The sequence below is a fragment of the Evansella sp. AB-P1 genome (genome assembly GCF_029688925.1).
GTDB lineage: Bacteria > Bacillota > Bacilli > Bacillales > Salisediminibacteriaceae > Evansella.
Genome location: NZ_JARUKY010000012.1, coordinates 102,311 through 115,513, shown reverse-complemented (window position 1 = coordinate 115,513; position 13,203 = coordinate 102,311). Strand labels below are relative to the sequence as shown.

15 protein-coding genes and 1 other annotated feature are annotated in these 13,203 nt (G+C 33.2%); all 15 genes read right to left on the bottom strand.

Annotated features, from left to right (window positions below; translation table 11 throughout):
* Window positions 1-181: 181 nt before the first annotated feature.
* Window positions 182-394, bottom strand: a binding site (T-box leader).
* A gap of 135 nt (window positions 395-529) precedes the next feature.
* On the bottom strand, window positions 530-1,102 hold the full coding sequence (locus QA612_RS14060) for a DUF6944 family repetitive protein (RefSeq protein ID WP_278284454.1): 573 nt from the start codon (window positions 1,100-1,102) through the stop codon (window positions 530-532).
* 353 nt (window positions 1,103-1,455) lie between these two features.
* Window positions 1,456-1,671 carry a hypothetical protein gene (locus QA612_RS14055; RefSeq protein WP_278284453.1) on the bottom strand — a complete coding sequence of 72 codons (216 nt, stop codon included), beginning with the start codon at window positions 1,669-1,671 and terminating at the stop codon, window positions 1,456-1,458.
* A 133-nt stretch (window positions 1,672-1,804) separates the two neighbouring features.
* The gene (locus QA612_RS14050) at window positions 1,805-2,230 is read right to left on the bottom strand and encodes a hypothetical protein (RefSeq protein ID WP_278284452.1); all 426 of its coding nucleotides are present in this window, start codon (window positions 2,228-2,230) and stop codon (window positions 1,805-1,807) included.
* Between the two features lie 129 nt (window positions 2,231-2,359).
* Window positions 2,360-2,545, bottom strand: a complete 186-nt coding sequence (locus QA612_RS14045; RefSeq protein WP_278284451.1) for a hypothetical protein — start codon at window positions 2,543-2,545, stop codon at window positions 2,360-2,362.
* Window positions 2,546-2,701: 156 nt separating this feature from the next.
* Window positions 2,702-3,427: an alpha/beta fold hydrolase gene (locus QA612_RS14040; RefSeq protein WP_278284450.1), complete on the bottom strand. Its 726-nt coding sequence runs from the start codon at window positions 3,425-3,427 to the stop codon at window positions 2,702-2,704.
* Window positions 3,428-3,673: 246 nt separating this feature from the next.
* Window positions 3,674-4,897, bottom strand: a complete 1,224-nt coding sequence (locus QA612_RS14035) for an anti-sigma factor (protein WP_278284449.1) — start codon at window positions 4,895-4,897, stop codon at window positions 3,674-3,676.
* Between the two features lie 17 nt (window positions 4,898-4,914).
* Window positions 4,915-5,421: an RNA polymerase sigma factor gene (locus QA612_RS14030; protein ID WP_278284448.1), complete on the bottom strand. Its 507-nt coding sequence runs from the start codon at window positions 5,419-5,421 to the stop codon at window positions 4,915-4,917.
* 643 nt (window positions 5,422-6,064) lie between these two features.
* The gene (locus QA612_RS14025) at window positions 6,065-6,475 is read right to left on the bottom strand and encodes a hypothetical protein (RefSeq protein ID WP_278284447.1); all 411 of its coding nucleotides are present in this window, start codon (window positions 6,473-6,475) and stop codon (window positions 6,065-6,067) included.
* Window positions 6,476-6,615: 140 nt separating this feature from the next.
* A complete protein-coding gene (locus tag QA612_RS14020) occupies window positions 6,616-7,506 on the bottom strand; it encodes a DUF3307 domain-containing protein (RefSeq protein WP_278284446.1) in 891 nt (296 codons plus the stop codon).
* Window positions 7,507-8,304 carry a hypothetical protein gene (locus tag QA612_RS14015; protein WP_278284445.1) on the bottom strand — a complete coding sequence of 266 codons (798 nt, stop codon included), beginning with the start codon at window positions 8,302-8,304 and terminating at the stop codon, window positions 7,507-7,509.
* Window positions 8,305-8,484: 180 nt separating this feature from the next.
* The gene (locus QA612_RS14010) at window positions 8,485-9,633 is read right to left on the bottom strand and encodes an N-acetylglucosamine-6-phosphate deacetylase (RefSeq protein WP_278284444.1); all 1,149 of its coding nucleotides are present in this window, start codon (window positions 9,631-9,633) and stop codon (window positions 8,485-8,487) included.
* 7 nt (window positions 9,634-9,640) lie between these two features.
* Window positions 9,641-10,396 carry a 6-phosphogluconolactonase gene (locus QA612_RS14005; RefSeq protein WP_278284443.1) on the bottom strand — a complete coding sequence of 252 codons (756 nt, stop codon included), beginning with the start codon at window positions 10,394-10,396 and terminating at the stop codon, window positions 9,641-9,643.
* Window positions 10,397-10,483: 87 nt separating this feature from the next.
* On the bottom strand, window positions 10,484-10,909 hold the full coding sequence (locus QA612_RS14000) for a hypothetical protein (RefSeq protein ID WP_278284442.1): 426 nt from the start codon (window positions 10,907-10,909) through the stop codon (window positions 10,484-10,486).
* A gap of 229 nt (window positions 10,910-11,138) precedes the next feature.
* Complete coding sequence (locus QA612_RS13995) at window positions 11,139-11,336, bottom strand: hypothetical protein (protein ID WP_278284441.1); 198 nt, start codon at window positions 11,334-11,336, stop codon at window positions 11,139-11,141.
* A 324-nt stretch (window positions 11,337-11,660) separates the two neighbouring features.
* Entirely contained in the window at window positions 11,661-13,016 is a 1,356-nt protein-coding gene (locus tag QA612_RS13990; protein ID WP_278284440.1) for an aspartate aminotransferase family protein, read from the bottom strand.
* Window positions 13,017-13,203 lie beyond the last annotated feature (187 nt).

Sequence of the window (13,203 nt, the reverse complement as noted above, 5' to 3'; positions counted from 1 at the left end):
AGATGGTAAATTCGAGTGGCGGTAATCACCATTCAAATTTTGGTTTTTCAATTAGTTTCTTTACTGTGTTCACATCCAATGCACCATCTAATTGCAATGTAATTTCTTCTGCATATGTCTTAATAAGTTCCATTTCCATCCACCTTTCTTTTAAAAGAAATAAAAAAACTCGCCTCTATTCATAAGAGACGAGATTACCCGCGGTACCACTCTGTTTGTTCAATTTGAACCTACTTTTACACATTGATAACGGGAATTACCCGACTAAACCCTACTTAGAATTTCAGGCAGTTTCTCAGAAGTGCGCTTCATTATGAGGTGTCTATTAGGCTTCCACCATCCCTAACTCGCTTAAAAACAACGTCATAATTACTCTCTTCATCATAGAATCAGCTATAGTTAATTTGGAATTATAAACCATTAATGATGAATAATCAATAGATAATATTTGCTATTTAAAAAATTGTTGTTGACTTTCAATTTCTTTTCTAATTCCTAAAGGGCTTAATCACCTTTGTTAAATCAATATTTAGTTATCTTTTCCGTTTCCTAAGAGGTATTGTTTAGTTATTCCTATGGATTGATATCCTGTACCAATTGCTTGTAGCCAACCACCGATCACCTCTAATGTTTGTCCACGTCTTTCTTCACCTAAAATTGTACTATAAACAACACCAATTCCCTCTAGTGCTGCTCCAATAGACTGAACAATATTACCATCCACTAAGCCACGATGTTCTTCCAATCTTCCATTAGCTGAAATAAGAGAACCTAATGATTGAAAGATATCTCCAACTACTTCTATTTTTCCAGCTTCTAAAATATCTGTTATTGAATCTTGTAGCATCTGGTATTCTGCAATGGCATTAGAAATGGTTCCTGCAGCTTGAATCCAGTTTCCAAATTCCACTTCTACACTAACAGTTTCTGATGATGCTTGTATTATATTTCCTAATCCTTGGATGCTATTTCCTAAAACACCAAGACCTAAGCCAATATCATTGTCATTGTCGCCAACTAATTGTTTTGTTTCTCCTATAGCAGCAATTACTGTCCCAACATGCTCAACCCAGTTTCCAATAAGATCCAAATGATCCGACATACTGGATCGCCACCTTCAACATATCGATATACCGTATCATATTCATGAAGAAAAGGATTGATAGTAATACTTAACTTAAATGTGCTTTTACACACTAAACCCAAATAAACGAAACAAAAAATAAAAATACCACTCAATAAATTAAAAGAAAATATAAATAATGACCCAATTCCTGTTAGGGATGTATTAGAGGAAATTGTCCCTATTATAAACATAATACATCCTATTTCTTCCATTCTTTTTTTGAAAAAAATACGATGTTTTCTTTTTCCAATATTTGTCTCCTCTTAACAGGTGCTACCAAATACTTCTACCTGAGTTAATAGCATGCAAACATCAACTACGTGGACCAATTAGCCTTTTATCAGTATTGCAACAACACTAAATGCAACACCGATTCCAAAGGAAATAATTCCTCCATTTAAAAACTTAATTATTTTCTTGCTAACATCATCATGAATTACTTCTCCTACTTTAATTGTATTAAACTGTTTCCAAGATCTGAAAAATACTATCCCTGAGATTATCCATGCTAAAAAAGTTAGAATAATAAAAGCAGAATACCACACAAATAAAAAGTTCTCCTTTCCTCAATGATTCCAACTTTTACACTTTAAAAGGAATTTTAAACATTAGAGTCAATTTCATAATTCACTATTTCATTCTAAAACAAGAACATTTGTACAAAAGATTAAAATAAGATTATCTACCTGTACCTGACACCATAGCAAAAGAATCTTCCATACCATTCTTAATTAATTTAATATATTCGTAGTCCTTAACCTTGCTAATTTTATATAGCATTTGATGATTCAATGATTTATTTATATAGTCATCGGTATATCCTTCATTGAAATACAGATGTAACGTATCACCGATTGCATCTGTATGAAAATCCTCAAAGTGAATCGCTTGTTCTCCTTGCACAACATTTTTACCATTTAGTAGTAAATAAATGGTATCTTCACTATCATAATATAGATAAGTTCCATTAACATCTTCCACTCTCTCAAAAAATTCTTGAACGTCTTTTTTTACCTTCTTAACATTCTCTTTAGAAAAAGATAATTCAGAATTACAGCCTACTAATAAAAATACTAAGGTAAAAAGTGCAAACATTTTTTTCATCGTTAATCCCCTTCAATTTCTAATTTTTTTAGCTTTTATGGAGCAATGAATTTGAAACAAATAAGGTGTACAAAGGAGCAATTCTAGCATTTTCCAAATAAAAGAATGTTACTTATAATAGATCTATCATTAAAAAGACTCAGGTTTTTCTACCTTTAAGGACATTACTTCCCCACACTCTTTACAAAACGTATAAATTAGTGGCGAACTAATTCCAGCAAAATCTAAAGCTTTAATACTTCCATAACCGTCGACCTTTCCTTTACTAAATTCATTGCTACCGCAAACTTTACACAACAATTCTTGATTTTCCAAAACATTACCCCCTTTTAAGTAATATTCGAACGAATCTAGTTAAAGGTTTCAAATACTTGTATTTATTATAATTTTTCATATTCAGATAATCTATCATATAATTTAGCTACCTTGTCTAAGTTTTCTATTTTCCTAGAAGAAGAAACAGCTGAAGAATTAACTATTCTTGTAAGTAACATCTAACATACATAAAAATTGTTTAATTGTCTCTATGAATTTAGTATAATCTGGCTCCCACAGTTCATGACCTGAATTTGGAAATTCTATTACTTCAACACTTCGCAGATTTCTAATATATAAATTAGTTGCTTCTTGATTCAAAAGGGAGTCTTCTTGTCCTCCTTTTATAATAAGCACAGGGCACCTAATATTTTTTAAATCTTCCTTAAGTGATATTTCTTGAGAATCCTTCTGGATGCACTTGACTACATGTGCTCTATCAACACTTACGTATCCTTTTTTTAAAACACTCTCTACCCATGATTCAGGTATACGAGGAAACTTAGCTTGATAATCGCATAAAATTAACCCTTTTACTCGATTTGGATACATGGAAGCATACTTAATAGCAAAAGGAACTCCCATAGAATATGCCAATAAACAAAAGCTGTTAATCGTACTATCCGATACTACTGTTTTAATATCATTAACATGGTCCTGGAAAGAATAATTAGATGGAGGAGCAGCACTTTTTCCTCTACCTCTTAGACTAATAGATATGACAGTTCGTGGAGATAGCATTTTCATTTCATTTTTAAATTGTTCAGCAAATCCTAAAGCACCTGGAACATAAACAACTGGGGTAAGGCCGTTGTTATTATGATAAGACTTAACATAATGAATAGAAACACCATTACTGTTTGTAAAATGATCCGTTATCAATTTGACGTCAACCTTCCCTTAGCAAAAAGCTTTTATAAAATGCAACCGTCGTCTATAAAACCACTCAAACAAATATAAATGTTAGAACTGATGGAAAGAAAAACTACATAGGAAACTATTAACATTTTAGCATATTTTTCCACAAGAAAAAGTTTCAATATTCAAAATTCTGTTATTAAAATTAAAAAGGCCGTTGGGAGAATACTACAACGACCTTTATAATAGAAATGAAAACTTTAAGTTTATTTAATTATAAATCGTGCCACTAGCAGGTGAACCATTCCAATTCCAAAAGTCTACTTCTCCTAACGTTGCATAAATAATTTGATGACTTTCTTGTAATCGAAGTATCTCTTTCGTTGGTCCAGTAATAACTACACCATACGTTTTAACGCCATGTTCTTTAACATAGTCTACTCTCTCCTGTATGGATACGTCTCGACTCATGTGGCGTTTATATTGTCTTACCACTCTTTCATTATCAGCCAAAAATTGTAATCCTGTTTTAAATGCCTCTGCACGAACGTCTCCACCACCTCTTGAGGGAACGGAACCTCCAGTGGGAGAAAAGTCAAAAATGGAGTTTTCGTTTAATCCCCAAATTCCTCCAGTTGCATTCAAATATGGTGATCCTCGATCATTTCCATCATGCTCCGTTCCAGTGTGAATAGCGTACCAAGGAATATCCAAATCAAATCCATCCAAAATATCATATACTTCATCTAACTCATATAACTGATCAAAGGTTATGGCTACTTCAGAAACCGTCCCTTCTGGAAGATAATCTAATGCTTCCCACGTTTTATTTAGCCAATTATTAAAAAACTCCTTTTCACTATCCGATTCATTTTCAACATATTCCGGGTGCAAAAAATGAAGCTTTACATCAAACTGTCCATCTGACCATTCTCGATTGACATTTAGTCGATGCAGGATCATTTTACCATTAAGTTCACCAATAGCTTGTCGTTCCCTACCCACTTGCTGATGAATAGTGTAATTTATGTCTAAATTGAAGTAGAAATTAGTGTTCAATCCTCCACTTCCAATGTATATATTCGGCATTGTCATTTGAGTTGTTGTACGTACAACTTGTGTTGCTGTTTGACTAATACTCCTATCTCCTCCTATTGCATAAAATCCAGCTGTAAAAATTCCACTAATAACGGAAATAATGATAAATAAACTAACGAACGTAACTACATTTGAGTATCTATTTTTCCATTTTGCTTTTCGAATAAGCTCCCTTTGTTTTAGTTGAGGAAGATCGTTTATGGTCTTTTCTTTCTTGTTATCTAATTTATTCCTTTTCCCTAACCATTCTTCTTCTTGGTCCTCTAAATCTTTATTTAATAATTTTTCACAATCGGAACATTGTTGAATATGACTTTCGATTGCTTTTTCTTCATCATACGTACATTCTCCATTAATATAAGCATGCCATTTTGCTTTAACATCATTACATTTCACACTAACTCAACCACCCTTCACTCTAAATCTCCAAGCTTTATATGTAGCTCTTTACGTCCACGAAAAAGCGTTATCTTTACCTTTGATAAAGACATATCTAAAATATCAGCGATCTCTTGATACGAAAAGTTATAGTAATCTCTAAGAATTAGAACCTTTTTCTTTGAAACTGGTAACTCCTCCATCATGTTGAACCATGTTTCAATACGATTTTTAACCATGTAATCGTGCTCAGCGCTATTTACTTGCTTTTCAATTTTTGAATCTAATGGAGTTAAGTCATCAAAATATGTAATACGTTTCTCTTTCCTAATAAAATCTATAAATGTATGGTAAGCAACTTTGAATAACCACGGCTTCACCTTCTCCTGATCAAACTCCTCTACGTAAAAATAGGCGCGATAGAAGGTTTCTTGAACGATATCTTCAGATAATGCTTTATTTTTACAAAGGGAAAAAATATACCGGTATACATCCTGCATATAAAGGGAATATATTTGCTCTAAACTTAAAGACTTCTTCATCGACGCCTCCTTTCACTTTATCCACGATTGAATAAACAAAAAGTTACACACAAAATATTTTTTGATGGTTGTTCTACCTTTTTAGTACATTATCATAAAATTGGAGTTTCTTTCACTGAAATGATGTTATAAATACAGTTGAGTAAATCCTTTATCAATACAAAAAGAAGAACCGCTACTGCGGCTCTCCTTTTATCCATTTTCAAAACGTGAAGTTGAAATTTTATCTTTTATGAGTCAATTTCATAATTCACTATTTCATTTTATACAAATAGTTTAAATTTAATTCGTTTTCCGCTACAGACCGACGCTTTCTGCGGACACGGCTTCAACTAATTTTTTACGGCTACAAGCCGTCAAAAATGGATTTTCAGCTCGTGTTATTCCCGCTAGAGTCGCCGTCTTCCTCTACAATCGAAAATAGTTATCATAGATCTCTTCTAAAAGTTCACTATCCATACCTTTCCCCCTTCCCACAACGGTATAGACGAATGAATACGAAAATTGTTACAACATTTTTAAATTAACAACAAGAAAATAAGAAGCACATCTATTTCTCCTACAGGTAAGGTTCTGAGTTCTACGAAAAACAAAGAGCTAACACTTGGAAATAAGTGTTAGCTCTATAATAACTTACTTTACATTATTGCTGGTGATTGTTTTTATATGACATTGCTGCATCTTGTGCTTGTTGAAACTGTTGCTGCGCCTCCATTACATCCTGTTGTTCCTGCTTTACTTGCTGTTGTGCCTGCTGTAATTCGTGGCTTTCCTTCTCTACCTGCTGTTGTGCTTGAAAGAGCTGTTGTTGCTCCGTTTGCAATTGTTGAAAAGCCTCTTTAACTGCTTGCTGTAGTTGATTATATTGATCCTGCTCTTGTGGTGTAGAAGGCTGAAAACTTTGCATCTGTAATTGTGCTTCTTCTACTGATTGTAGCGCTTCCTGCATTTCCTCATAGCTTCCACTACCTTGAGCCTGTGCAACTGCTTGTTGTGCTTGTTGCACGGATTGACTCACTTCTGGTAGTAATAATTGTCCATTTTCTTCTGTCATCCGCAACATCCCCCATACTTAATTAGTTGAAAACATTCTATAGATATGATGCTCATAAATAAGATATCTATGCTTCCATTTGAGAAATAGGGAATGCTTTTACATACATTTTAAATTAGCTTGTACATTCAACTTTTAAACTAAAAAACTAATAATTTTATAATAAAGCCATAAAAAATGGCTAATAATATGGAAGAAAGAGTCCCTAAAAGGAAATATTCCGCCCAGTCTCTATCATCAAGCTGTTTAAAACGTGTTAATGATTTAGCAGCAATAATAAATGCTATGGATGAAATAGAATCTGCAACCACAAGGATGATAACCAATAATCTTTCTAAATACCCAATAATTTTCCCTCTAGATAAATCTTGTTGTTTTACAACCATATATGTATACTCTTCAGATAAGCTTGTAGTTTGATCAAGATCCTTATTCGTAAATCCTCTTCCACCCTGCTTATTTTCCATCCTATATTTCCCTTCAAATAAAGCTAAATAATTCGTGAAGGAGCCAAGCATAATACGAATGAGATGACCAGTAACTGTTGTAGATATGATTAACATTATAAATAGAAATAATACTTTTTCTTCTGTTGAGAAGCTTTGACCTGTTCCTTCTGCTAAATGAAGGGAGATAAGTACATTATTTATAACAAGTTGAAAATTAAAATCAAAAACGATGATGGCGATGATAACAATAGACACAATATGTAAAATCTGATCTATAATAAACAACGAACCTTCCCAAGAACTAGCTTTCCCATACTTTTCTTCAAGCTTTTCTTGCCCTAATATTTTCCCCCAATCAATGATGCCGTGAAAAACTGTAAAAAGAATAGTTGGTAAAATAACATACAGTCCAAAATCATTCTCTTCAATAAAAAAAAATAAAATAAAAAGTGTAGTGAATACTATTAAGAACTGATGAAATAAATGAACCTTAAAATATTTCTTTTTATTTTTTACCATTTTATCCGTTTGAAAATAAAAGTCTCCAATAAAATGAGCTACAAGTAAACTAAGAAAAGCCATCTAACTATTCCTTTCTACATTAATAAAGTTAGGGAGATTTTCACCGATATTAATCTTCATTGATTTCACTAATGCTTTTGTAAAGTGAGACAACTCTTTATCATTCCCAAACTTTTCGTAGGAGTTAATCGTTTGTTGTACTTGAGCAACTGTCTTGAGAATCAGCTTACTATTTCCTTTTTTGAAGTGACTAGAAATGGTTGCTGGAGATTTCTTCACTAAATTTGCCACTACATTTTGTTTCTCATAAATAAAGTGAAGATCACAAATTAATTTTTGGAGTTCTGTTTGATTTTTTCTTAAATTGTACTCCATTTCCATTAATAAGTTAAATAAATTTTCCGTTTCGTTATGTGGTACATTACTATTTACAACTTTGTTATCTACAATATAATCATTATCTAGATAAAACAAAACGGATAATTTTTCGTTTGAATATTTTATTCTTTCGTTTGCTTCACGAGCTTTTTTAATTAGTGGATGATTCCATGTCTCGATGTCAATAGAAGCAATACTTTTTTCAATATTTCCAAAGGTAATGCCAAAATACGGTGACTGTTGTGGATATTTCCATATATGATTTATAACATTTGCCACAGTATAAGCCGTAACATAATGCTCCCCAATAAAGATAATTTCATCTCCACGTCGATGCTTAACAATCGATTTCGCAACAGGACAAACGAAAGTGTTTATCCAGTCCTCCAACTCATCTAAATAGGTTGAAATTTCTTCCCAATTATTTTTTGATGTTGAATCGGATACATCCATAATAAAAATCGAAACAGGATTTGTCATGGTCAATACTCCTAATAAATATGATTAATTATTTGACTTTCCAGTTTAATTATACACTAATTAGACTGTTTAATCTAATTTATACCGTGTTAGATTATAACATCAAAATAACTAGAACGATTTCACTTAAGAAAAGGACTTAGCGTTTAACCAAGCCCTTTCATTTATGCACAAAAACGTTCAATATAAATTAACTGGTTTTTCGTAGATCAGCTCTCCACCCTTGTACGTTTTCTTTACTTTCCAGTCATCCAAACTTAAAACAATAAAATCAGCTGGTGCACCTATTTGGATACCTTTCTGACTAGGGATACCCATTAATTCCATTGGGAAAATAGATGCTTTTTTGAATGCCTCACCAATATGGCATATATTCTCTTCAACTAAGTATTGGACTCCTTGCAGTAAACAATGAGCAGATCCAGCTAAAATAGTAGAATTGTCTTTGATATGGAGTTTGTTTTCCTTTGTTAATGTTACTTCTCCTCCAATGGATGTAGAATAATCACCAGGCTTCATACCTGCTAATGAAACACTATCACTCACTAAGATCATATTGTCCTTTTTTATTTTATTAAAAACATGAAGAACATTTGAAGGTAAATGGAATCCATCAGCTATAACAGAAGCCCAAAGACTCTCCTCTGCCAGTTGATCCCAAATATAATTTGGATGTCTTGGTACTTGTGGATGAGCTCCATTTCCTAAATGAGTTGATATAATAGCACCAGCTTCTACTGCCTTTCGAATTTCATTTGTAGCTGCTGATGTATGCCCAATGGCCACCTTCACACCGCTTTCGGTAGCTCTCTTGATAAAATCAACAGCTTCCTCCCATTCAGGAGATAGAGTTACGAGTTTAATCATTCCACAAGCTTTCTCCTGCAGATGACAAAACTCATTCCAATCTGGAGGTCGTACATATTCTCTAGAGTGGGCTCCCCTTGGACCATCCATTGGTGAAATATAAGGGCCTTCAAGGTGAAATCCACCGACCATGTCATTATAAACAACAGTCTTAAGTTGCTTCACATTTACTTCAAATAGGTAGGCTAAGTTCTCAAAGGAATTAGTAATAATCGTAGGAAAAAATGTAGTAACACCAACTTTTGCTAATTGGATCAGTATAGTGTTCCATTCATTTTTCTGTAACGGCCTATCATTAAAATCGATACCCATAAATCCATTAACCTGTATATCTACTAATCCAGGGGCAAGGACACTATTGCACTTTTCTCTAATTTCATTAATACTAGCAATAATCCCGTCTTCTACGCATACCTCAATGTTCTTTCCTGATTCATAATGTATACCTTTTATTTTTTCCATTACATTATTACACTTCTAAATGAACATCATTTTCGTTTATTAATGACGCGGAATCATTATCTAAGTAAAGAAAAACATTTTGATGCTTTTTTAGTGCGGTTGCAGGTATTTCATTCGAAACCTTATCACTCTCCAATGTTGCTTTTATAGCTTTGGCTTTGGTGACATAAGGGACTGGGGAAACAATGCATTTACTTTTTAAAATTTGGTGGACGGACATGGATATTGCCTGAGTTGGTACTTCTTCAATAGATGAAAACCAACCTTCCCTTACTTGTTGATTTTTACATGCTTCATCTAAATTTACGATTATAAATGGATGCTTTGTATCAAAATCTGCTGGGGGATCATTAAAGGCAATATGGCTATTTTCTCCAATTCCAACAATAGCTAGATCTATAGGCTCTTTCGTAATTTCTTCATTTAAAAATGAAATTGTATCTTGTAGATCCCCTTCACCATCTACAAAATAGGATCGTTTTAATGAGACGATATTTGTAAAACGTTCTTTCAAATACTTCCGAAAGCTTGCTGGATGCTCCTCAGACAAGTAAACATATTCATCTAAATGAAACATTTCTACTTTATTCCACTCAATGTCGTGTGCTACAAGAGCCTTTAACGTTTCAAATTGTGATTTACCGGTGGATAAGACAATTCTAGCAGTCCCCTTTTTATTAATGGCCTCCTTAATTACTTGCGAACATTTTTCTGCTGAACGAATACCAAGTTCTAAAGCATCTTTACACGTTACAATTTCCATTTACAACCACTCCTTATATAAAATATAGTAGCATTTCTTGAAAGATTATCTATTTTAAATTCGAACTTACAAAATTAAAGAAGAACATTATGAGAGAGTTGTTTCTAAGGTCCTATCTTTCTTATAATCATCGTCCCACTTGAGAGTAATGTCCCAAGGAGGTGGATTAAATTTCTTCAACTTAATATTGACTTTATTTCCAGCAGCCAATTTCTGAGGAATTGGTGTATAATTTGGTTCACTAATCTTATTATTTTTTTTGAATTTAAGACGTATGTTTGTTACGTTCCCTTCTCCTTCATTTTTTAAAATTAATAAATTATTTCTACCTACTTCCTCTTGAAAAAATAAGGTAATTTTTCCTTTCTTAGATTCATCTATTTTATCTTGATATTGTTTCTCCATTATCTTCGTTCGCTTTTTGTGTAAAAATAATGCATAAAATGACATACCTAAACCGAATAAGCTAAAAATTAATGCCAAAATGTCTATATTATTCAGTAACCATTCCATCTCGTAACACCTCTACTAAATATAGTAATATTTTTATTTTACTATAAACAAAGCAATTTAATAAGGAATATTCGGAATTTTCTATTATTTATGCTATACATGATAATTAATAATGATATAGTCCAACGGAAACATAAAAAGTCATGAAAGGAAAAGGGCATGATGAGTTCAAGAGCCGCACATAGCTATAACTAAGATGCTTTCCGCTAATCCTTTACTCCCTGCAAGCTCATTGGCTGACTCCTCCGTGCCTGCAAACCTCTTTTTTACTCTTTGCAGGAACGGTGGCCACTTCCTCTGTGCCTGCAAACCTCTTTTCACTCTTTGCAGCAACGGTGCTCCTTCCTCCGTGCCTGCAAATCTCTTTTTTACTCTTTGCAGGAACGCTGGCTCCTTCCTCTGTACCTAGCAAACAGCGTTTAAGCATTCCAAAACATGATTAAAAAAACAATATTAATAAAAAGATCCATAAGAGTACATATTTTCCATTTATTATGTACAAACTACCCTATAAAAGGGTGTGATTGCATTGAATAATTTGATTCTAAAGGTATATATGATGTTTTTCTCCTTTGATAAAAGTGGAGACATATTTGAAAAATACATGAAATACTACCTTTACTTTCAAAAGAATTATTCTTTTTCATCATCATTTCATTACTTTGGTGCAATCGTCTATCTCGTATAACAACTATCATTATTTAAAGAAAAAAACCCCATCAAAAGATGAGGAAACTTATATAAAAGCCATTTAATTTAGTTTATTTAATGCCTCTACAATCGTTTTAATAATAAAACTCATATCATCCTTTGTAATGATTAACGGTGGTGCCAATGTAATAACATTATTATAACCTGCCACTGTAACACCGTTCTTCCCAATAATTAACCCTTTTTCTTTACAGGTAACAATTACTTTATTCACTAATTTGACATCTAATGGCGCTTTTGTCTCCTTATTTTCTACAAGTTCTATACCTATTAAAAGGCCCTTTCCTCTAATATCACCAACATATGAGTGATTTTTAAGCTGATCCCTAAACTTGCCTATTATTTTTTTTCCTATGCTCTTTGATCTTTCGTACAATTTTTCAGTCTCTAAAATTTCTAAATTTTTCAATGCCAATGCACATGAAGTGGGGCTACCTCCAAAGGTATTAATATGACGGAAAAAATCATAATCCTCTGATCCTTTAAAAGCATCATATATTTCTCTTTTTACAGCTGTAGCTGATAATGGCAAATAGGCACTTGTTAATCCCTTTGCCATCGTTATAATATCTGGCTCAACACCATAATTCATAAATCCAAAAGCTTCACCTGTCCGCCCAAAACCACAAATCACTTCATCCACGATAAGTAAGGCTCCATGTTCCTCACAAACCGCTTTTACCCCTTTCATATAGTTATTAGGAGGCATGATAACACCTCCACCAGTAATGATTGGTTCCATAATGACAGCAGCGATTGTATCCTTTAATTCCCAAGTCATCATTTGGTCAATTACTTGAACAGATTCAAGCTCTCTAGGATTACAATCATGATCTTCTGGTTTTCGATAAGTATCAGGTGGGGGAACGTGTAAAAACCCTGATGCTAACGGTTCATACTTATATTTTCGCTGCGCTTGACCTGTGGCAGATAAAGTACCTATCGAATTTCCATGATAGGAACGATATCGTGAAATAATTTTATAGCGGTGGTAGTTTCCATTTTGTTCATGGTATTGTCTTGCAATTTTAAATGCTACTTCATTTGCTTCCGTACCACTATTAGAGAAGAAAATGACATATTCATCACCAAGTATCCCATTCAGCTTTTTTGAAAGCTTTATAGCCGGCTCATGACTTTGTGTTAACGGGTAATATGCAAAGTCGTTTAATTGCTCATAGGCTACTTTTGCCAATTCTGTTCTACCGTATCCAACATTTACACACCATAAGCCTGACATCCCATCTAAATATCTCTTTCCTTCACTATCCGTGATCCAGGCCCCATCGCCCTTTTTTACAATAATCGTATTATCAGGGTTATACGGCTTCATAGAATGCCAAACATACTTATCATCGTCCTTTAATAATTCTTCATGTTTCGCCTCAAATTTCAAAAAAAGCCCCTCCCTTCAAGATAAATATATTTCAATCCAAAAATATTTATGTGTGGGGACGGTTCTTTTGAGTCTTTTACAAATAAAAAGAGAAGATAAGGTTCGATATCTTCCTCTTATCCTCTCATTAAAACTTCTATATCTTCACTTTCAAATCCCAAGAAACTTTAAATCTTCCTTTTGATTC